Annotated in this window: 19 protein-coding genes and 2 pseudogenes; 10 read left to right on the top strand and 11 right to left on the bottom strand. The window is 58.9% G+C overall.

Going from position 1 to position 19,170, the window contains the following annotated elements:
* Window positions 1-7 precede the first annotated feature (7 nt).
* Together ABJ99_RS15370 and ABJ99_RS15365 are read left to right on the top strand one after the other, a co-directional pair.
* Window positions 8-304: a DUF1244 domain-containing protein gene (locus ABJ99_RS15370; RefSeq protein WP_007252642.1), complete on the top strand. Its 297-nt coding sequence runs from the start codon at window positions 8-10 to the stop codon at window positions 302-304.
* Window positions 297-638: a HopJ type III effector protein gene (locus tag ABJ99_RS15365; RefSeq protein ID WP_054086512.1), complete on the top strand. Its 342-nt coding sequence runs from the start codon at window positions 297-299 to the stop codon at window positions 636-638. The genes ABJ99_RS15370 and ABJ99_RS15365 overlap by 8 nt, the downstream gene beginning before the upstream one ends.
* A gap of 267 nt (window positions 639-905) precedes the next feature.
* Here the strand turns inward: ABJ99_RS15365 and trxB are convergent, their stop codons facing one another.
* On the bottom strand, window positions 906-1,868 hold the full coding sequence (gene trxB, locus ABJ99_RS15360; protein ID WP_007252640.1) for a thioredoxin-disulfide reductase: 963 nt from the start codon (window positions 1,866-1,868) through the stop codon (window positions 906-908).
* A gap of 380 nt (window positions 1,869-2,248) precedes the next feature.
* Here trxB and cysZ point away from each other — a divergent pair, with 380 nt between their 5' ends.
* From cysZ to ABJ99_RS28785, 4 genes are all read left to right on the top strand, one after another.
* Window positions 2,249-3,010 (top strand): sulfate transporter CysZ, encoded by a 762-nt coding sequence (gene cysZ / locus ABJ99_RS15355; RefSeq protein ID WP_007252638.1) that lies wholly within the window; start codon window positions 2,249-2,251, stop codon window positions 3,008-3,010.
* A 196-nt stretch (window positions 3,011-3,206) separates the two neighbouring features.
* Window positions 3,207-3,557 carry a hypothetical protein gene (locus ABJ99_RS15350; protein ID WP_054086511.1) on the top strand — a complete coding sequence of 117 codons (351 nt, stop codon included), beginning with the start codon at window positions 3,207-3,209 and terminating at the stop codon, window positions 3,555-3,557.
* 334 nt (window positions 3,558-3,891) lie between these two features.
* Complete coding sequence (locus ABJ99_RS15345; protein WP_054086510.1) at window positions 3,892-4,182, top strand: hypothetical protein; 291 nt, start codon at window positions 3,892-3,894, stop codon at window positions 4,180-4,182.
* Complete coding sequence (locus tag ABJ99_RS28785; RefSeq protein WP_080378173.1) at window positions 4,179-4,676, top strand: hypothetical protein; 498 nt, start codon at window positions 4,179-4,181, stop codon at window positions 4,674-4,676. Before ABJ99_RS15345 ends, ABJ99_RS28785 begins: the two co-directional genes overlap by 4 nt.
* Before the next feature lie 41 nt (window positions 4,677-4,717).
* Here the strand turns inward: ABJ99_RS28785 and ABJ99_RS15340 are convergent, their stop codons facing one another.
* Window positions 4,718-5,176, bottom strand: coding sequence for a flagellar protein FlhE (locus tag ABJ99_RS15340; RefSeq protein WP_230081037.1), 459 nt, complete (start codon window positions 5,174-5,176; stop codon window positions 4,718-4,720).
* Window positions 5,177-5,485: 309 nt separating this feature from the next.
* On the opposite strand from ABJ99_RS15340, the gene ABJ99_RS15335 reads away from it, so the two are divergent.
* A complete protein-coding gene (locus ABJ99_RS15335; RefSeq protein ID WP_054086509.1) occupies window positions 5,486-6,697 on the top strand; it encodes a glycosyltransferase family 4 protein in 1,212 nt (403 codons plus the stop codon).
* Here the strand turns inward: ABJ99_RS15335 and ABJ99_RS15330 are convergent.
* The 3 genes from ABJ99_RS15330 to ABJ99_RS15320 form a co-directional block, all read right to left on the bottom strand.
* The gene (locus ABJ99_RS15330) at window positions 6,666-7,769 is read right to left on the bottom strand and encodes an NADH:flavin oxidoreductase (RefSeq protein WP_054086508.1); all 1,104 of its coding nucleotides are present in this window, start codon (window positions 7,767-7,769) and stop codon (window positions 6,666-6,668) included. The two genes, ABJ99_RS15335 and ABJ99_RS15330, sit on opposite strands and share 32 nt — an antisense overlap.
* A 162-nt stretch (window positions 7,770-7,931) precedes the next feature.
* The gene (locus ABJ99_RS15325; protein ID WP_054086507.1) at window positions 7,932-8,420 is read right to left on the bottom strand and encodes a glutathione peroxidase; all 489 of its coding nucleotides are present in this window, start codon (window positions 8,418-8,420) and stop codon (window positions 7,932-7,934) included.
* Between the two features lie 131 nt (window positions 8,421-8,551).
* Window positions 8,552-9,037, bottom strand: coding sequence for an FKBP-type peptidyl-prolyl cis-trans isomerase (locus tag ABJ99_RS15320; RefSeq protein ID WP_054086506.1), 486 nt, complete (start codon window positions 9,035-9,037; stop codon window positions 8,552-8,554).
* 13 nt (window positions 9,038-9,050) lie between these two features.
* Here ABJ99_RS15320 and ABJ99_RS15315 point away from each other — a divergent pair.
* From ABJ99_RS15315 to ABJ99_RS15305, 3 genes and pseudogenes are all read left to right on the top strand, one after another.
* Window positions 9,051-9,356: pseudogene (locus ABJ99_RS15315) on the top strand (DUF3565 domain-containing protein).
* Window positions 9,357-9,433: 77 nt separating this feature from the next.
* Entirely contained in the window at window positions 9,434-11,524 is a 2,091-nt protein-coding gene (gene pta, locus ABJ99_RS15310; RefSeq protein ID WP_054086505.1) for a phosphate acetyltransferase, read from the top strand.
* 79 nt (window positions 11,525-11,603) lie between these two features.
* Window positions 11,604-12,490: pseudogene (locus ABJ99_RS15305) on the top strand (acyltransferase).
* A 266-nt stretch (window positions 12,491-12,756) separates the two neighbouring features.
* On the opposite strand, the gene ABJ99_RS15300 reads toward ABJ99_RS15305, so the two are convergent.
* The 6 genes from ABJ99_RS15300 to rutR form a co-directional block, all read right to left on the bottom strand.
* Window positions 12,757-13,446, bottom strand: a complete 690-nt coding sequence (locus ABJ99_RS15300) for an OmpA family protein (RefSeq protein ID WP_007252625.1) — start codon at window positions 13,444-13,446, stop codon at window positions 12,757-12,759.
* A gap of 122 nt (window positions 13,447-13,568) precedes the next feature.
* The gene (locus ABJ99_RS15295; protein WP_054086504.1) at window positions 13,569-14,495 is read right to left on the bottom strand and encodes an ABC transporter permease; all 927 of its coding nucleotides are present in this window, start codon (window positions 14,493-14,495) and stop codon (window positions 13,569-13,571) included.
* Window positions 14,495-15,604, bottom strand: coding sequence for an ABC transporter permease (locus tag ABJ99_RS15290; protein WP_054086503.1), 1,110 nt, complete (start codon window positions 15,602-15,604; stop codon window positions 14,495-14,497). Before ABJ99_RS15290 ends, ABJ99_RS15295 begins: the two co-directional genes overlap by 1 nt.
* On the bottom strand, window positions 15,597-17,111 hold the full coding sequence (locus ABJ99_RS15285; RefSeq protein ID WP_054086502.1) for an ABC transporter ATP-binding protein: 1,515 nt from the start codon (window positions 17,109-17,111) through the stop codon (window positions 15,597-15,599). Before ABJ99_RS15285 ends, ABJ99_RS15290 begins: the two co-directional genes overlap by 8 nt.
* Window positions 17,108-18,199, bottom strand: coding sequence for a BMP family ABC transporter substrate-binding protein (locus ABJ99_RS15280; RefSeq protein WP_054086501.1), 1,092 nt, complete (start codon window positions 18,197-18,199; stop codon window positions 17,108-17,110). The genes ABJ99_RS15285 and ABJ99_RS15280 overlap by 4 nt, the downstream gene beginning before the upstream one ends.
* A 223-nt stretch (window positions 18,200-18,422) precedes the next feature.
* Window positions 18,423-19,151 carry a pyrimidine utilization regulatory protein R gene (rutR, locus tag ABJ99_RS15275; protein WP_054086500.1) on the bottom strand — a complete coding sequence of 243 codons (729 nt, stop codon included), beginning with the start codon at window positions 19,149-19,151 and terminating at the stop codon, window positions 18,423-18,425.
* Window positions 19,152-19,170: the final 19 nt, after the last annotated feature.

Raw genomic sequence — 19,170 nt, 5'->3', positions numbered from 1 at the left:
GCCCGTCATGACCGAGCAAGAACGCCTCGAACTCGAAGCCGCAGCCTTTCGCCGACTGGTTGCGCACCTGGACAGCCGCAAGGATGTCCAGAACATCGACCTGATGAACCTGTCCGGCTTTTGCCGCAACTGCCTGTCCAAATGGTACAAAGCCGCCGCCGACGAAAAGCACATCGACATAAGCCTCGATGATGCTCGTGAAGTGGTCTACGGCATGCCGTACAGCGAGTGGAAAGCCCAGTACCAGAAAGAGGCCAGCGCCGAGCAACAAGCCGCGTTCGCCAAGGAACCCAAGCATGACTGACCTGAATTCCCTGCGCACCAGCCTACGCAGCGGTGAACATGTGTTCGCTGACACGCTGAGCTTCATTGCCGAAGGTTACGACTACCAGCCTCAGGCCTTCAGGAATGGCGATGTCGATAATGCCGCCGGGCAGAACGAAGGTTCATGCAAGACACTCGGCCTCGCGCTGCTGGAAGGCTTGAGCGACGAAGAAGCATTACTGGCATTCGGCGAACATTACCGCTCCGTACGGGCCAGCCCCGAAGGCAGCGACCACAGCAATATCCGTGCGCTGATCGCAAATGGCCTGGCAGGCGTGAAGTTCGAAGGCGAGCCACTCAAGCGCAGGGCCTGACCGGAATCCGGACCGGCATCGTTCTTCACGCTCAGCACGCATAAGTCTGTTTTTGATTCTGGCCGGAGGCCGTGGAAGATTCAGGAGGTTACGACGGCTGCGATGGGCTGCGCAGCGGCCCTGAGACAGGTCAGTCCGACTGTACCTGTTGGACCGCATTTGCAGGCTTTGCTGCCGGTTCCCGGCAGTTCGCGGACAAGTCCGCTCCTACACCCGGCAGATCGTGGGCGAGCGAAGCCTCACGCGCTCCACTCCCCTAAACGCCAATCAGAACGAAACGTTCGCCAGCCCGTCCAGGTAGCGCTCGACATCCAGCGCCGCCATGCAGCCTGCGCCAGCCGACGTAATGGCCTGACGGTAAACATGGTCAGCCACGTCGCCGGCAGCGAATACGCCTTCGACACTGGTGGCTGTCGCGTTGCCTTCGCGGCCGCCTTGTACAACCATGTAGCCGTCTTTCAGCGCCAGCTGACCTTCGAACAACGAAGTGTTGGGAGTGTGGCCAATCGCGATGAACACACCGTCGACTTTCAGCTCACTGCTGCTGCCGTCGTTGTTCTTCAAACGTGCACCTGTCACACCCATGTTGTCACCCAGCACCTCGTCCAGCGTGGCATTGAGCTTGAGCTCGATCTTGCCTTCAGCAACGCGGGCATGCAGTTTGTCGATCAGGATCTTCTCGGCACGGAAGGTCTCGCGGCGGTGAACCAGCGTCACCTTGCTGGCGATGTTGGCCAGATAAAGCGCCTCCTCCACAGCCGTGTTGCCACCGCCCACGACAGCGACTTCGCGGTTGCGATAGAAGAAACCGTCGCAGGTCGCGCAGGCTGAAACGCCCTTGCCCATGAACGCTTCTTCCGAAGGCAGACCCAGATAACGGGCACTGGCGCCAGTGGCGATGATCAGCGCATCACAGGTGTAGGTCGCACTGTCGCCCTGCAGGCTGAACGGCTTACCAGCCAGATCGACAGAGTTGATGTGATCGAAAACGATTTCAGTCTCGAAGCGCTCGGCGTGCTCACGCATGCGCTCCATCAGTGCCGGGCCGGTCAGACCGTGCGGGTCGCCTGGCCAGTTATCAACTTCTGTAGTCGTGGTCAATTGCCCGCCAGCCTGCATGCCGGTGATCAGCAGAGGCTTGAGGTTGGCACGTGCGGCGTAGACCGCAGCGCTGTAACCGGCAGGGCCGGAACCGAGAATGATCACTCGGGAATGACGTACGTCTGACATGACACACTCCTATCGACCGACCGTTTTTTACGCCGCGGTCGGGACGGCTGGATAAAAAGGACCGCCGAAACGCTTGGGGAAGCGTCGTTTGGTTCGGCAGATCCTGAAAATTCTGACCCAAAGGACAGGTCTTCAAATTGCGGACAAGCCTATCGGGGTGGCAAAGGTTAAGGAAATATCGTTTCACAATCCACCCTATAGGTCACTTCTATAGAGCAGACGTCTGAAAGCAGCATCATTCGTTACAAGCGACCTGGAGATTTCGTCCGCGCTCAAGAATACGCCGAAAGTCCGGCCACTCAAAAGCTGTCGTCGCCCTGCTCTTTCATGGCTACCGTAAAGCCGGTAATGTCACGCCTTTCAAGCACTCGGAGGCTGCCATGCCCGCTCCTGCCCTGACAGGCCCGCAATACCTCGGCGAAGGCCTCAAACTGATCCTCAGCCCCGGCCTGCGCCTGTTTGTCCTGCTGCCCCTGAGCATCAACCTGATCCTGTTCTGCGGCCTCATCTACCTGGCGATCCATCAATTCGAACTGTGGGTCGACACGTTCATGCCAACGCTTCCCCACTGGCTGAGCTTCCTCAGCTATATCCTCTGGCCGCTGTTCGTAGCGCTGGTGCTGCTGATGGTGTTTTTCACCTTCACCGTGGTTGCCAACATCATCGCGGCGCCGTTCAACGGGTTTCTTTCCGAGAAAGTCGAAGCGGTGATTCGTGGCGTAGACGATTCACCGGCTTTCAGCTGGGCCGAGCTGATCGCCATGGTGCCGCGCACACTGGCCCGCGAGGCACGCAAGCTGGGCTACATGCTGCCGCGCATGCTCGGGCTGTTCGTTCTGTCTTTCATTCCGGTGGCCAACATCATTGCCGCGCCGCTGTGGCTGCTGTTTGGCGTCTGGATGATGGCAATCCAGTACATCGACTACCCGGCCGACAACCATAAACTGGGCTGGAACGAGATGCTCGGCTGGCTGAAAAGCAAGCGCTGGCAAAGCCTGAGCTTCGGCGGCATCGTCTATGCGGCCTTGTTGATCCCGGTGGTCAACCTGCTGATGATGCCTGCCGCCGTTGCGGGCGCAACACTGTTCTGGGTTCGCGAACGCGGCGCGGATGCACTGCCTGTCACGCATGCGCGTGGCTGAAGGCTGAAGGCTGAAATATCGGGCGCATGTACTATGCGCCCGACATGCCCAAAGGGCGAAAAATTACACGCCATATATATATGTACCGCACCTGGCCCCGTCGGCAGGTATTTACTAGGGCCTCAACCAACCCGTTCATGTGAAGCCCACTGCAATCAAACATGACGACACATGAACTTAACAAGGAAGTTAAATCATGAATGCTCCAGTAAACCCGGCTGCACTTGCCATCCAGAACGATACCGCAACACTTCAGGAAAAAATCCGCGCTTTCCTGGTCAGCGAACTGGCCGAATGGTCCATCGACCCGGACAATGTTTACATCAACGGCGTTAACGATCCTGCAGAAGGCGTGGTAATCAGCTCCGCATCGCTGACTGCCGAAGCGTCGACCCGCGTCTTCGAAAAAGATGCACCTTCCTACTCCACCCGCACAGCAGGTCTGTTCACCGTAGCGTATTCGTACGCGGATGAGCATCGCCTGGCCGAGCCGGATCTGGCCAAGGTGGGTGAAGTAATCGGCCAACTGGTTCGCGACCTGGGCTAATCGCTTCAACTGAAAGAGTGCCGGGCGGATGCTGAGTATCCGTTCGGCACTTGGCGTAATAACACTACTGAAAAGACAAATACAGAATAATCCTACAATAGAAAACCCTTAAACTTACAAACAACACCAAAGACATCGAAAAATGCACCTGGCAAGTTATTGCCGCTCAAGAACAAAGCTTGCCTACCGTTTCAAAACAGCTCTGTAGGATGTATCTGTAAGACTGACAAAACCACCGCGCTGTCTATCAGCGTATTCTTGTAGGACCTCAACTAATTTTGCCGATTGGCATTGCACTTGCTCTGTTGTCACTAAACAACAGGAGCTGCACACAATGGAAAAATCCGCGCTTATCGAAACAGACACCCGCCACCGGCCCGCCGCACTCGAAAAAACCCCGGAATCCCGCTCGGCTCGTTTCGGGCAGATACTCAGTAACGTCATCACGCAGAAGGCCGACAAACCTGCGCAGGTCAACTCCGCCATGCTGGACAGCGCCCCCCCGCCGCGATCGACATTTTTCATGGATAACATGAGCCTTGAACAGCGCAAATCAGCAGTGGAGGACAAAAAGTTCTCCCCTAGGCCTGCGGCAATGGAAAGCATGAGGAGGGCTGCGAAGTGACATCTTTTGATCCTACGTCATTCGTAAACGTTACCCCCTTCGGGATTCGGCAAAAAAATGCACCATCCGCCTCCACCGCGCACGCCGAAACATTTGCTCGGGCGCTGAAACACGCTACCCACGAATACGCTAGTTCTCAGTGTGCGAAAAAAAGCCCTAGAGGAGGAGAGCTAAAACCGAAGCTGATCGAACACGCTAAAAATGCCCCAGAAGAAGCAGCCGCCTTGGCAAAAAACTATGCTTACAATTCATTAAGCGGTGAGGGTGTAGACCTGTCTGACCACCCCATCATACGTTACTGCGCCACTGGGGAGATCGTAACATCCGAGTCAAGCGCTTACTTCCAGAAAACGTGGGGCAACGTAAAAACAGAAAGAGTAAGACTGTATGAGTTAGAACATTTGAAAGGTACACCTCCAGCCGAGATTCTTGAAAAAATACTAAATTTCAATGACGCTCTTCCTGAAAGATTCCGAGACATAGCGAACTGGTAATGCAAGCGCCCTCCCCACGTCAAGGGAGGGCGCCGGCCGAATTACCAGTTGATGGTCACTCGCCCTTGTTGACCCGCTACCGGCACCCGTCCCGCTGCACCTACCCTGATCGCGTAATGAAATTTGCGATCTGCAAACCGATTATCAAAAAACGTCGTGGAGCCAGTTCGTTGACGCGTTATGTCAAGACACAAACTAGCGCCTTGGCATAAATAAACCTCCAACCCTTGCGGCCAGCCTGCAACGTTCCAGCTCCAACTCGTATTTTTTATCATCGCTGCAGGAGGCACATGCCTGCTGACGGGTAGTTCAATCGTGTGAAGATAGCCTTTTGAATGAATCACTGGCAAAGCGGCCGATGACTGATAACTACCGGCCATGGCAACATCCAAACCAGCCAATAACACCAGCGCAATTCTTGAGGCCGAAAGAATCCACTTCAACTTTTTGCAGTCAAATTCCATATTACTTTCCTTAGCATAGATTTGAGCCGAGAACATGAGGCACCCCATATTCGCCAGCCTTTAATTAACGAACCATTACACTCGATAACCAGACCTTACTAAAAAACAAAATAACCTCAACCTATTTAGCTCGAACTACACAACCTTAAGAAAATATCCAAAAAACTGTAGGACGTTAAAAACCCAAAAACAAATAACTCACAAGAACACTTTACAACTAACATGCACTACTATTAACTATTACGCGAAAGCCTTGACCTGCCTACGCATGCATTTTCTACATCTATCATTAATCCATCACACAACCGCCACATAACCGAAATCTATCCGGCCGACACTGATCTCATGAGCCAGATCCTGCATGTCACCCTTATCACTGAAACATTCACTCCCGAGATCAACGGCGTTGCCAATACCTTGGGGCGGCTTTGTGACGGATTGCGGTTACGCGGGCATCGGGTCGAGCTGGTCCGGCCGCGGCAGAGTGATGAAACCCATTCAGGGGCGGTCGACGATCTGCTGTTGTGCCGGGGCTGGCCGATACCGGGCTATCCGGGGCTGCAGTGGGGGCAATCGTCGATGCACAAGCTGCTGCGCCGTTGGCAGCGGCGTCGGCCAGATGTGCTGTATATCGCCACCGAGGGGCCGCTGGGGCTGTCGGCGTTGCGCGCAGCCAGGCGGCTGGGCATTGCCGTGATCAGCGGTTTTCACACTAACTTTCCGCAATACACCCAACAGTACGGGATGGGTTTCATCACGCGCCTGCTCACGCATTATCTGCGCTGGTTCCATAACCGCTCGCGTCTCACGCTTGTGCCGAGTATCAGCCAGAAAGTAGAGCTGGAGCGGCACGGCTTCGAGCGGATCGAGCTGTTGTCGCGCGGTGTCGACAGCCAATTGTTCAGCCCGTCCAGACGGTCACAGTCACTGCGCGAGAGCTGGGGCCTGCAAGCGGCGGATATTGGCATTATTCATGTCGGCAGGCTGGCACCGGAAAAGAACCTGGGGTTGCTCAAGGCGAGTTTCGAGGCCCTCAAGGAAAATTATCCCCAGCGCACACTGAAGCTGATCGTGGTCGGCGATGGACCGCAACGCGCCGAGCTGGAGCGACAGATCCCGGATGCGATTTTCTGCGGGACACAAAGGGGCGAAGACCTGGCAACGCACTACGCCTCGGGCGATATGTTTCTGTTCCCGAGCCTGACCGAAACCTTCGGTAACGTGGTGCTGGAAGCGCTGGCTTCAGGCCTGGGTGTGGTGGCCTACGACGAAGCAGCCGCCGGGCAGCATATCCGCCATGGCCACAATGGTGCGCTGGCGATGCCGGGGGATGAAGAAGCGTTTATCGACGCGGCCCGCTGGTTGCTGGAAGACAGCGAGACGTTGCGTCGGGTGCGTTTGAACGCCAGACAGCACGCCAGCCGCCAGGGCTGGGAGGCGATTATCGATCAGTTTGAACGACAATTGCGGGAGGCCAGCCCCAGCGGCAATATTCAAGAGATCAGGCCAGCCCGCAACAAGAACATCAGACCAGTGTCGTCAGTGCCTCTCGACTGAACGGCAGGATGTCCTGCTCGCGGCCGTCGCGCACTTTCAACGCCCAATCCGGGTCGACCAGCAACGCGCGGCCTACCGCAACCAGGTCGAACTCGTCGTTGCCCAGACGCTCCAGCAGATTCTCCAGGCTTGCGGGCTGCGCGACCTTGTCGGTGTTGACCATGAATTGCAAGAACTCGCCATCCAGCCCGACGCTGCCGACGGTAATGGTTGGCTTGCCGGTCAGCTTGCGGGTCCAGCCCGCCAGGTTCAGGTCGGAGCCTTCGAACTCAGGCTCCCAGAAACGCCGCGTAGAGCAGTGAAAAATATCCACGCCCGCTTCAGACAGCGGCTGCAGGAATTCGCCCAGCGCGCTCGCTGTCTGCACCAGACGTGCGCTGTAATCCTGCTGCTTCCATTGTGAGAAGCGGAAGATGATCGGGTAGTCCGCGCCCACTGCAGCACGCACTGCACTGATCAGCTCGATGGCGAACCGTGAGCGATTGGCGAGACTGCCGCCATACTCGTCATCACGCTGATTGCTGCCTTCCCAGAAAAACTGATCGATCAGATAACCGTGCGCGCCGTGGATTTCGACACCGTCCATGCCAATCGCCTTGGCATCGGCTGCCGCCTGAGCGAAGGCCTGTACGACGTCGTCGATGTCTTGCTTGCTCATGCCATGCACCAGCACTTGACCGTCCTTGAACTTCTCCATCGGCCCATAGGCCGGCACGCTGCCGTCCGGCTCGGTACCCAGGCGACGTACCGCTCCCACATGCCACAGTTGCGGCACGATCTTGCCGCCCTCGGCATGTACTGCATCGACCACGTTCTTCCAGCCAGCCAGCGGCGCTTCGCCGAAGAACTGCGGAACGTTCGGGTAGCCGTTGGAAGCCTGGTGGTTGACCGTCGTGCCTTCGGTCACGATCAGCCCGACACCTGCGGCAGCGCGGCGCCGGTAGTATTCGACGACCTTAGGGCCGGGCACATGCCCCGGAGAGAAAGACCGGGTCATGGGCGCCATGACCACTCGCGACGACAATTCCAGACTGCCCATATGAAAGGGTTTGAACAAGGCTTCTGCCGACATGCGAGGAACTCCGGGGGATAGTGGTCAAGGGCACCAGATCAGGGGCGCAGAGTATCGCCGGGCGTCAGCGATGGCCCAGTACTATTGATTTGACTGATCTAAGTGCAAAAGCCGCGAATGCGGCGGTCAGCCGGGCAAGCGATGGCTGTCCCGGCAGGGCAGTCAGCTTTGCGCCAACGCCTTTTCAATCGCCAGGATGACGGCAGGGTCGTCCGGTGCGGTGCGCGGTGAGAAACGGGCACTTACGCCGCCGTTCTTGCCCACCAGAAACTTTTCGAAATTCCAGGTAATGTCACCCGGATACTCGGCCCCTTCGCCCGCCAGCAGGCGATATAACGAATGCCGGTTAGGGCCGTTGACATCGAGCTTTTCACCCAGAGGGAAGGTCACGCCGTAATTGAGCTCGCAAAACTCGGCGATCTCTTTTTCGCTGCCCGGCTCTTGCCCGGCAAACTGATTGCAAGGCAGCCCCAGCACAACCAGCCCTTTGTCCTTGTACAGCTGATAAAGATTTTCGAGCGCAGCGTATTGCGGCGTCAGCCCGCACTTGGAGGCGACATTGACCACCAGAACGACTTTGTCCTTGTAAGCCGCCAGTGGCAGCTCCTGACCATCCAGCGCTTTCAGTGTGATGGTATGAAAAGCACTCATGAAACCCCCAGTTTGTTGCAAATAGCCCTGAGTCAGAACCTGAAAAGGCACCCTTGCCGAACGCGTAACGAGGTCGTCATCGCGAAACGGTCAGGGCGCCTTTGTCAGTGACCTGAGCCTGTCAGCACTGATCAGTGTTGATGACCGCCTTCGCCGTGAATATGACCATGAGCCAATTCTTCTTCACTGGCGTTGCGGATTGCAACGACTTTTACATCGAAGTTCAGGCGCTGACCCGCGAGCGGGTGGTTGCCGTCAACAGTGACGTCATCGCCGTCCAGATCGCGGATCGTCACGATCTGCATGCTGCCGTCGGGACCCGAAGCGTGAAACTGCATGCCGACTTCGAGTTTGTCGACACCTTCGAACATGCTGCTGCTCAGGGTGCTGACCAGCTCGGCGGAGTATTCACCGTAGGCATCTTCCGGCTCGACGGCAACTTTCAGCGCGTCACCGACGTCTTTGCCTTCCAGAGCCTTTTCCAGGCCCGGAATGATGTTGCCTGCACCTTGCAGGTAAACCAGCGGCGCACCACCGGCAGAACTGTCGATGACCTCACCAGCGTCGTTGGTCAGGGTATAGTCAATGGAGACAGCCTTATTGGCGGCGATCGGCATGGGGACAAGACCTTTGCTTAAGATTGAAGAACGAGCAAGTCTAACCAAGCCATCGCGCGAAAGCGAACGCAACTCTGACGGATGGCCCTAAATGAAAGGTTCAACTGTTATCGATTTGAGACAGGATGAGCAAGGACACTGGTTCGCGCTGCTGTCCTGCGGCCACACTCAGCACGTGCGTCATGATCCGCCGTGGCAGTCGCGCCCCTGGGTACTGGACCCGCTGCAACGCAGCCAGATGACAGGCCAGCCCTTTTGTTGCGGCTGGTGTGCGAATGGCGCAGATAACGATAATCTTGCCGAAGAGAATTCGCGCTAGACGATTTCCAGACTTTTTTGGTCAGGCGCTGTTCCATATGCGCTGCGACCCTTGCACTGCCCAATCGAGAAGCCCGTATGCAGACGTTTTTTATCGCCCCCACGGATTTTGGCGTGGGGTTGACCTCCATCAGCCTGGGCCTGGTGCGCACCCTGGAGCGCGCGGGCTTGAAAGTGGGCTTTTTCAAGCCGATTGCCCAGCCGCATCCCGGTGATCTCGGCCCGGAGCGTTCGACCGAGCTCATGGCCCGCACCCACGGCCTCAGACCGCCCAAACCGCTGGGCCTGGCGCATGTCGAGCGGATGCTGGGCGACGGTCAGCTGGATGAACTGCTCGAAGAAATCATCAACCTCTATCAGCAGGCGGCCGTCGGCAAAGATGTGCTGGTGGTAGAAGGCATGGTGCCGACCCGCAGCGCGAGCTATGCCGCGCGGGTCAATCTGCATTTGGCCAAAAGCCTGGATGCCGAGGTCATTCTGGTTTCGGCCCCGGAAAACGAAGTGCTGACCGAGCTGTCGGGCAGGGTCGAGTTGCAAGCGCAGCTGTTTGGCGGACCGAAAGACCCGAAAGTGCTGGGCGTGATCCTCAACAAGGTGCGTACCGACGAAAGCATGGAGGTTTTCGCTGCGCGCCTTAAGGAGCACTCGCCGCTGCTGCGCAATGGCGATTTCCGCCTGCTGGGCTGCATTCCCTATCGCGCCGAACTCAATGCGCCACGCACCCGTGACGTGGCCGAATTGCTGGGCGCACAGGTGCTGAATGCGGGCGACTACGACCAGCGACGCATGTCCAGAATCATCATCTGTGCGCGCACCGTTCTCAATACTGTGCCTTTGCTCAAACCCGGCGTATTGGTGGTCACACCGGGAGACCGCGACGACATCATTCTCGCGGTGAGCCTGGCGGCGATAAACGGCGTGCCCCTGGCCGGTCTGTTGCTGACCAGCGACAGCGTGCCTGATCCACGCATCATGGAACTGTGCCGAGGCGCCTTGCAGGCCGGTTTGCCGGTGCTGTCGGTCAGCACCGGTTCTTACGATACGGCCAACCGCCTCAATCAGTTGAACAAGGAAATCCCCATCGATGACCGCGAACGTGCGGAGCTCATTACCGACTTCGTCGCCAGCCATCTGGATGCCAACTGGCTGCACCAAAGCTGCGGCACCCCGCGCGAGCTGCGCCTGTCGCCTGCGGTATTCCGTTACCAGTTGATCCAGCGCGCGCAGGCGGCCAATAAACGCATCGTTCTGCCTGAGGGCAATGAACCGCTGACCATTCAGGCCGCGGCGATTTGTCAGGCGCGCGGCATCGCCCGTTGCGTTCTGCTGGCGCGGCCGGAGGAAGTGCTGGCGGTCGCCAAGGCGCACGATATCGAGCTGCCGCCAGGGCTCGAGATTCTTGACCCGGAAGTGATTCGCGAGCGTTATGTCACGCCAATGGTCGAGCTGCGCAAAAACAAGAGCCTGAATGCGCCGATGGCCGAGCAGCAGCTCGAAGACCCGGTGGTGATCGGCACAATGATGCTGGCACTGGATGAGGTCGACGGGCTGGTTTCGGGTGTTGTTCACTCCACAGCCAATACCATCCGCCCAGCCCTGCAACTGATCAAGACCGCGCCGGGCTGCACGCTGGTTTCCTCAGTGTTTTTCATGCTGTTTCCCGAACAGGTGCTGATGTACGGCGACTGCATCATGAACCCGCACCCGAGCGCTGGCGAGCTGTCTGAAATCGCCCTGCAAAGTGCCGATTCGGCAACAGCGTTCGGTATCTCGCCTCGGGTGGCGATGATCAGCTATTCCAGTGGCAATTCGGCGAGTGGCGAAGAGGTCGAGAAAGTCCGCGAAGCCACGCAACTGGCGCGTGAAGCGCGGCGCGATCTATTGATCGACGGGCCGCTGCAGTATGATGCCGCCGCCAACGAGCAGGTAGCCCGGCAACTGGCCCCGGACAGCCCGGTGGCCGGACGCGCGAACGTATTCGTGTTCCCGGACCTGAACACCGGCAATACGACGTACAAGGCGGTGCAACGCAGTGCCGACTGTGTAAGCCTGGGCCCGATGCTGCAAGGCCTGCGCAAGCCGGTAAATGACTTGCCGCGTGGCGCTCAGGTCGATGACATCGTCTACACGATCGCTCTCACCGCCATTCAGGCCGACACATTGCCCTGATACCCGTTTGCCCTGACGCAAACCTAGCATGCCGCAGGTCAGCCTGCGGCATCCGACCACTTCCGGAGCCATCTCCTTCATGGATTTTCTGCCTGCCCCTTTGCGTGGCGTCATTGCCTCACTGCTGTTGGCGCTGAATACCCTCATCTGCTGCACCGTGCTGTTCGCCGTCACGATCATCAAGATCTGCCTGCCCTTCTCCGCCGCGCAGCGCTTCACCGACTGGCTGATGAGCCACATCCATGAGACCTGGATCGGTAACAACAATGCCTGGATAAGGCTGCTCTGCAACACCCGCTGGCACCTGAGCGGTCTTGAAGGGCTGGACTACAAACACTCGTACCTGGTGACCAGCAATCATCAGAGCTGGGTCGACATCATGGTGTTGCAGTACGTGCTCAACCGGCGCATTCGCCCGCTGAAGTTTTTCCTCAAGCAGGAACTGATCTGGGTCCCGGTAATCGGTCTGGCGTGGTGGGCGCTGGGCTTTCCGTTCATGAAGCGCTACTCCAAGGCGTATCTGGCNCCCGCCGTACCTGCGCGAAGTTTCGCCACAACCCGGTGGGAATTTTCAACTTTGCCGAGGGCACGCGCTTTACTGCCGGCAAACACGCGCAACAGCAGTCACCCTTCCGTCACTTGCTCAAACCCAAGGCTGGCGGCATTGCCTTCGTGCTCGACGCGATGGGCGAACAACTGGAATCAATCATCAACGTGACCATCCATTATCCGGGCGGCCAACCCGGTTACTGGGACCTGCTGTGCGGCAACGTCAAGGACGTGGTCGCCCACTTTGAAGAGATCAGAATCCCGCCGCAGTTCCTAGGCAAGAACTACGATCAGGACGGCGAATACCGCCTGGAATTCCAGCAGTGGATCAATGGGCTATGGGAAGAGAAAGACAAGCTGCTGGACACGATGCATGAGCAGTATCCGCCGCGGCGAGGCAAGCGTGACGCACGATAATCTCAACTATTGTGCGACGCACAAGTCCGGTTTTGATTCTGGCCGTAAGCCGTGGGAGCGGATCGGGCGACGCCTCGGTTGTCCACGAAAGGGCCGATACATTCTCCGAAAATGCGTCGTCTGAAACACCGTCTTCGCGGACGAGTCCGCTCCCACAAAAAAGGTCCTGTTTCAACTATCGTGCGACGCAGAGCGTCGCACACTGCATTCCCACAGGAGCGTGAGGCACGATAATCTCAACTATCGTGCCGACACAGCGGTATTAATCAGTACTGCTGACCCGGAATCGGCTTGAGGTTGACCTCTACGCGACGGTTCTGGGCACGGCCATTGACGTCGGCGTTGCTGGCAATCGGCTGATCAGGACCTGCGCCACGGACTGACAGGTGCGACTGATCGACACCCTGAGACGTCAGGTAGGTCGCGACGCTCTGGGCGCGCTGTTGCGATAGGTCCATGTTGTGCTGGCGGCTGCCGGTACTGTCGGTGTAACCGACGATTTCAATGTTGTTCTGGTTGAACTGCTTGAGCGAGTTCGCCAGGTTGTTCAGCGGCGAATAGAAGCTGCTGGCAATCGCCGAAGAGTCGGTGGCGAAGGTGATATTGCCCGGCATGATCAGTTTGATCTGGTCACCCTGACGCTGCACCTCGACGCCGGTGTTGGCCATGCTCGCACGCAGCGCGGCTTCCTGCTTGTCCGCATAGTAGCCGTAGCCTGCCGACGCAGCACCCGCCACAGCGGCGCCGATCAATGCGCCCTTGCCACGGTTATTGTGGTCGATGGCCGCACCCGCAACCGCGCCGGCCAATGCGCCGAGCCCGCCGTACTTGGCTGTTTTGCTCATGCCACCGGAGCTCTGCGCCTGGCCTTGATTGTCATAGGGGTTGGGAGTCGCACAGCCCGACAGCATGGCTACGGCAGTGGCGACAAGGATCAAACGACGCGAGGTAAACATTCAAGAGCTCCTGGCTTGGACGAACGCTAATAAGCGGATTAGAGCACGGCCCGTGTCAAAAATTCCTTAACCCCGGCTGAACCGCCCATAGTGCGGCGTCTCTATGGTGTTCGTGCATCCGCTCAGCGTCGTTCCTCGCGAATATAAGGCTCACCCAGCGCACCCGGCTGGCTCGTGGACTGGCGCTTGCCGCTGGCTACCCAGACCATCACCAGCAGCGTGACGGCATAGGGTGTCATCAGCACGAAGTACTGAGGCAGACGCACACCGGTCGCCGCCAGCTGCGGGATCAGCGCTTCGATGCCGCCGAACAGCAAGGCACCGGCCAATGCGCGCCAGGGTGACCAGCGCGCAAAGATCACCAGAGACACCGCGATCCAGCCACGTCCGCCGGTCATGTCCGCAATCCACATTTTGGTGCTCAGCACGGCAATGAAACCGCCTGCCAGCCCCATCAACGCCGACCCCGCGACAATCGCTGCCAGCCGATAACCCAACACGGAAATACCTGCGGCGTCTGCGGCCTGCGGGTTTTCGCCCACCGCGCGCAGGCGCAACCCGGTGCGCGTGCGCTCCAGCAGCCAGACCACCGCGATGAAGATCACCACCGTCAGGTACACCAGCGGATTCTGCACGAACACCTTGCCGACCACTGGCAGCTCGGACAACGGCCACAACTCGACCGCCGACAGGCCGCTGACCGGGCGATTGGTCCAGCCCAGCAACGTGCCGAGCAGCCCGGTCAGCCCCTGACAAAAGAACACCAGCGCCAGCCCGGCAATCACCTGATTGATGCGCAACACCAGCACCATCAGCGCGAACAACAGTGACACCACGCCAGCCATTGCCATCGACGCCAACAGGGACAACCCCGCCGACCCGACGCTCAACTGCATACCGATGCCGGCCAGCGCACCGACCAGCATCAGCCCTTCCACCCCCAACGCCAGCACACCGCTGCGCTCGATCAGGATCAGGCCCAGCGCAGCCAGCGCGAACGGCACAGCGAAATCCGGCGCACTGCCCAGCCAGTGGGAAATCAGCTCCATCAACGTTCTCCTGCCTGAATGCGTCGCAGGCGATGGCGGATGAAAAAGTCGGACGACGCCACACAGATCACCAGAATCGCCTGGATCAGTTGCACCATCGAAAACGGAATCTGATAGAAGACCTGCAAATTGCGCCCTGCCACGAACAGCATCGCAATCAACAAAGCAACGATAGTCGCGGCGACCGGGTTATTGCGGGCCAGAAAGGCAATGAGAATTCCGGAGAACCCGTAGCCCTGATAGAAAGACTGAGTCAGCCGCCCCTCCTGCCCCGATGTCACGACGAAACCCGCCAGCCCGGCCAGCGCGCCTGACAACAGCACGGTGCCGATGATCATCTTGCGCACCGGCACGCCCACGGCTTCGGCCACCCGCGGGTTGGCATCGACGAAGCGCAGGTAAAGCCCGGCGCGGGAAATTCCGATGAACCACAAGGTCAGCGCCGTGACCAGCAGTGCCAGCAGAATCGCCGCGTTGTAACCGGCAAACAGGTCTGGCAGGCGCTCGAAGGTCTGAAACGCCGGCGAATAGGGGAAGTTGTCTCGCGGGTCCTTCCAGCTTCCGTAGACCAGATGCAGCAGGAAGTTGGCGGCGATGTAGTTGAGCATCAGGGTCGAGATGATTTCGTTGACCTGCCACTTGAGCTTCAACAGCACCGGCCCCAGGCTCCACAACAACCCGCAGACCATCGCTGCTGCCATCATCAGCGGCAGGCGCAGAAACTCCGGCCCCACCTGGAACAGCGAAATGGCCGTGGCGCCAATCGCACCCCAGATCATCTGGCCCTCCAGCCCCAGATTCCAGAAACGCGCACGAAACGCCATGCAACCGGCCAGACCGACCATGATCATCGGCGAAGCCTGAAACAGCACAGCCTTGAAGTTCTGCGCATCGAAGACCGTCTGCAGGACGAACTCGTTGAGCAGCTCGCCCGCGGGCACACCTGCGGCAATCAGAATCGCCGTGCAGATGGCCAGACCAACCAGCAATGCCAGCGCAATGATCATCGCCTGCAAAGGCCAGCCGGTCTGCTGGCGAAGCTCCAGGGTGTAGCGCCGCGTCAACAAGGGCTGGCGCGCGGCAACAGCATGTTGCAGTAATTCAGTCATGGCTCACCATCGCTCTGCCGATCGCCTGACGGTCGGCGGGATGATCGAACTCGGCGACGATACGCCCGCCGTTCATCACGCCGATACGGTCAGCCAGGGCCAATACTTCGTCGAGGTCTTCGCTGATCACCAGCACCGCAGCGCCTGCGTCCCGCGCGGCGCGAAGACGGCCGTGCACCGCTTGTGTAGCGCGCACGTCCAGGCCGCGGCTCGGGCTGTGAACCAGCACCAGTTGCGGGTCGCGGCTGAATTCACGGGCAATCACCAGCTTTTGTGCGTTGCCGCCCGACAACAGTGCGGCTTTCTGATCGAGAGAACGCACGCCCTGCACATCAAACGCCTCGACCGCGCGTTGCGCGTCCTGCTTCAAACGTTGATAACCGAGCCGCCAGAACGAGCCGTACTGGCCGCTGTGGATATTGCCGATGGCGAAGTTTTCCGCCACCGACAGCGAGCCGGCCAGCGCTGCGCCATAGCGGTCTGCGGGGATCGAAGCAATGCGCAACTGGCGACGTTGCTCGGCCGAGGCAGTGCGCAGATCACCGAACGGCGTCAGATGAATCTCGCCCTCGGTCGGTTGCGGCAAGCCCATCAGCGCATTGGCCAGTTCCGCCTGACCGTTGCCACCGACCCCGGCGATGCCGTAGATCTGCCCGGCGCGCAAGGTCATGTTCACCCCGCTGAGCGCGCCGCTGCCCGCCACACTACGTAAATCCCGCACCTGCAAACACACCTCACCGGGTGTTGCGGGCTGATGCTTACTGACCGACACCGACTCACCGACGGTCAGCTGCACCAGTTGTTCGACGCTGACGCTGGTCGGGTCAAGAGTCTGCACGGTGCGCCCGCCGCGCATAACGGTCACGCGGTCGGCATAGCGTTTGACGTCAGCCATCTTGTGCGTCACCAGAATCACCGCCGCGCCTTGCCGGGCAAAGGCTTGCACCGTGAGCAACAGACGCTCGGCCTCCTGATCGGTAAGCACGGCGGTCGGTTCGTCGAGAATCAGAATCCGCGCACCGGCCAGCAGCACCTTGAGAATCTCGACACGCTGCTGTTCGGCAACCGACAGACTGTCGACGATCCGCCTAGGATCAAGCACAAAACCCAGTTCAGCGGCTTTGCCGACGATCTCCTGCTCCAGCGCACGAAGGCGCTTGCGGTAGCTGCCTTCGCCCGGTTGCTCGGGCAGCGCCAACAGAATGTTCTGCGCCACCGTGAACGGCTTCACCAGTTTGAAATGCTGATGAACCATGCCGATCCGGTAGCGGCTGGCGTCCTTCGGGCCGCTGAGCTGCACCGGGTTGTCATCGACCAGCAACGTGCCGGTTTCCGGTGCATAAAGCCCCGCCGCGATGTTCATCAGCGAAGACTTGCCCGCGCCGTTTTCGCCCAGAAGCGCATGCACTTCACCCCAATACGCGGTGAAGTCGGCGTCGATCAGCGCTTTGAAGCCATCGAACGATTTGCTGATGCCCGTAAGTTGCAGCGCGTTGACCTGACTCATTGCTGAGTCTTCACGCCTTCGACGAACCAGTCCATTTTCCACAGTTCGGGGTCGGACAATTGCTGACCCGCTGCGATACGCTCCTTGCCATCGCGGTCCGCCAGCGGGCCGCTGTAGATGATTTTCTTGCCGGCCAGTAATTCGGCCCGCTCAGCCTCGATTTTCTGGCGATCTTCGGCGGAGATGATCGGGTCGCTGGTCAGCTTGATATCGGTGCCGCCCTGCTGCATCGACAGCAACGCGCCGTTGGCCGGAGGCGTCCAGTTACCTGCCATGATTTTCTTGAGCTCCGGCCCGAGGAAACGGTCCCAGACCCACAACGAAGAACAGACGGTCGCTTTTGGTGCGAACTCGCTCAGGTCACGGTGGTGGCCGGTGCCGTGAATGCCGCGCTCCTGGGCGACGATTTGTGGCGTCGGGCTGTCGACGTGCTGACCGACCACATCCACGCCGTTGTCGATCAGCGCCATGGTTGCGGCGCGTTCCTTGACCGGATCGTTCCATGCACCGGTGTAGATCACGTTGACCGTGGCCTTCGGGTTGATCTGCCGAGCGCCCAGTTCGTAGGCGTTAATGGTCCAGTTGACCTGGCCAAACGGGTTGGCCGCGACGAAGCCCAGTTTGCCGGTCTTCGAGGCAGCACCCGCCGCCATGCCGCACAAGTACTGGCTTTCATAGGTGCGGCCATAAAACGATTCGAGGTTGGCCGCATTGGTGGTGCCGGAACCGTTCAGGAACGCGACATCAGGGTATTTTTTCGCCAGCGTGAGGAACGTGTCGGAGTAGCCGAAAGCAGTGCCGATAATAACGTTGGCGCCGCGTGCGATGAGCCGGTCGACCACTGGCGTGATGGCCGCCGCGTTTTCGGGAACGCTTTCCACAAACTGGATTTTGGTGTCCAGATCCTTTTCCAGCTTCAACCGTGCCTCATCGAACGCCTGAGTCCAGCCGCCGTCATTGCGCGGGCTTATGTACACCATGGCGATTTTCGCGGGGCCCTTGAGGGTCAATCCCTCGGCCTGAACGAGGCCGACGGTCCCGAACGCGACGGCCGCACACAATGTCCCGGGCAACAGTTTCTTGTACATAGACGTTTTCCTGAGGGTAATGGCCGATGAGGACAGTACTTGGCCGACACAACGGCTTTAGCAGCATCCATGCCACTAGCAGGAAAACGCTATGGAACAATGACCTGACTCGATAGCACAGCCGAGAACAGATCAAATGGTCTGAATCAGAGCACTTGGTTTGTGCATCCTTCTGCGCCGCTGCGCCTACTGAGTGCGCCAGTCAAAAAGAGGCATAAGGTGTTCAGCCGTTACGCGGCAGGATGCCGTCCAGAATCATGCTGCGCAGGCTGGCCAGCACTTCTTCGAAAAACGCCGGGTCGTCCAGTGTCTTGCCGGTGACGGCCTCGACCTGGGTGCGAAAGTCCGCGTAATGCTGGGTGGTCGCCCACAGCGAGAAAATCAGATGGTGCGGGTTGACCGGCGCCAACTGGCCGCTGTCGATCCAGTGCTGGATCACGGCCACCTTGGCTTCCACGGTATCGCGCAACGGATGCTGCAATTCGCCATGAATCAACGGCGCGCCCTGCATGACCTCCATACAGAACAGGCGCGACTCGGCCGGATGGTCGCGGGACATTTCCAGCTTGGCCTTGAGGTACGCGCCGATGGCCTGCACCGGCTCTTTGTCGGCGGTGAAATGCACCAGCGGGCTGAGCCAGACTTCAAGCAATTGACGCAGCACATTCAGGTAAAGGTCGTCCTTGCTGCTGAAGTAATACAGCAGGTTGGTCTTGGAGACGTCCGCCAGGCTCGCCACTTGGTCCAGGCTGCTGCCATGCACGCCGTAGCGGGAAAATATCTCCAGCGCCGCATCGAGAATCAATGTGCGCTTGCCTTCCATCAAACGCATGCGTCGCTTCAACGAGTCGGCGCTGGGCTCGCGGGTGGTTTTGACCACGGTTTCCGGCTTGACCTTGCGTACACGCTTGCTCGCAGGCTCAGCCACAGGAGGTTTCTTGTTCACGCACATCCATCCAGTGATGCCGAAA

It is taken from the genome of Pseudomonas syringae pv. cilantro, assembly GCF_001293775.1.
GTDB lineage: Bacteria > Pseudomonadota > Gammaproteobacteria > Pseudomonadales > Pseudomonadaceae > Aquipseudomonas > Aquipseudomonas syringae_P.
Note: the sequence above shows the minus strand (reverse complement) of the source record. Positions and strands in the feature narration are given on the sequence as shown.

Excerpts from the sequence above, each read along its gene's own strand:
- ABJ99_RS15370 (WP_007252642.1), top strand. The coding sequence starts at position 8 with ATGACCGAGCAAGAACGCCTCGAACTCGAAGCCGCAGCCTTTCGCCGA.
- ABJ99_RS15365 (WP_054086512.1), top strand. The coding sequence starts at position 297 with ATGACTGACCTGAATTCCCTGCGCACCAGCCTACGCAGCGGTGAACAT.
- trxB (WP_007252640.1), bottom strand. The coding sequence starts at position 1,868 with ATGTCAGACGTACGTCATTCCCGAGTGATCATTCTCGGTTCCGGCCCT.
- cysZ (WP_007252638.1), top strand. The coding sequence starts at position 2,249 with ATGCCCGCTCCTGCCCTGACAGGCCCGCAATACCTCGGCGAAGGCCTC.
- ABJ99_RS15350 (WP_054086511.1), top strand. The coding sequence starts at position 3,207 with ATGAATGCTCCAGTAAACCCGGCTGCACTTGCCATCCAGAACGATACC.
- ABJ99_RS15345 (WP_054086510.1), top strand. The coding sequence starts at position 3,892 with ATGGAAAAATCCGCGCTTATCGAAACAGACACCCGCCACCGGCCCGCC.
- ABJ99_RS15340 (WP_230081037.1), bottom strand. The coding sequence starts at position 5,176 with ATGTTCTCGGCTCAAATCTATGCTAAGGAAAGTAATATGGAATTTGAC.
- ABJ99_RS15335 (WP_054086509.1), top strand. The coding sequence starts at position 5,486 with ATGAGCCAGATCCTGCATGTCACCCTTATCACTGAAACATTCACTCCC.
- ABJ99_RS15330 (WP_054086508.1), bottom strand. The coding sequence starts at position 7,769 with ATGTCGGCAGAAGCCTTGTTCAAACCCTTTCATATGGGCAGTCTGGAA.
- ABJ99_RS15325 (WP_054086507.1), bottom strand. The coding sequence starts at position 8,420 with ATGAGTGCTTTTCATACCATCACACTGAAAGCGCTGGATGGTCAGGAG.
- ABJ99_RS15320 (WP_054086506.1), bottom strand. The coding sequence starts at position 9,037 with ATGCCGATCGCCGCCAATAAGGCTGTCTCCATTGACTATACCCTGACC.
- pta (WP_054086505.1), top strand. The coding sequence starts at position 9,434 with ATGCAGACGTTTTTTATCGCCCCCACGGATTTTGGCGTGGGGTTGACC.
- ABJ99_RS15300 (WP_007252625.1), bottom strand. The coding sequence starts at position 13,446 with ATGTTTACCTCGCGTCGTTTGATCCTTGTCGCCACTGCCGTAGCCATG.
- ABJ99_RS15295 (WP_054086504.1), bottom strand. The coding sequence starts at position 14,495 with ATGGAGCTGATTTCCCACTGGCTGGGCAGTGCGCCGGATTTCGCTGTG.
- ABJ99_RS15290 (WP_054086503.1), bottom strand. The coding sequence starts at position 15,604 with ATGACTGAATTACTGCAACATGCTGTTGCCGCGCGCCAGCCCTTGTTG.
- ABJ99_RS15285 (WP_054086502.1), bottom strand. The coding sequence starts at position 17,111 with ATGAGTCAGGTCAACGCGCTGCAACTTACGGGCATCAGCAAATCGTTC.
- ABJ99_RS15280 (WP_054086501.1), bottom strand. The coding sequence starts at position 18,199 with ATGTACAAGAAACTGTTGCCCGGGACATTGTGTGCGGCCGTCGCGTTC.
- rutR (WP_054086500.1), bottom strand. The coding sequence starts at position 19,151 with ATGTGCGTGAACAAGAAACCTCCTGTGGCTGAGCCTGCGAGCAAGCGT.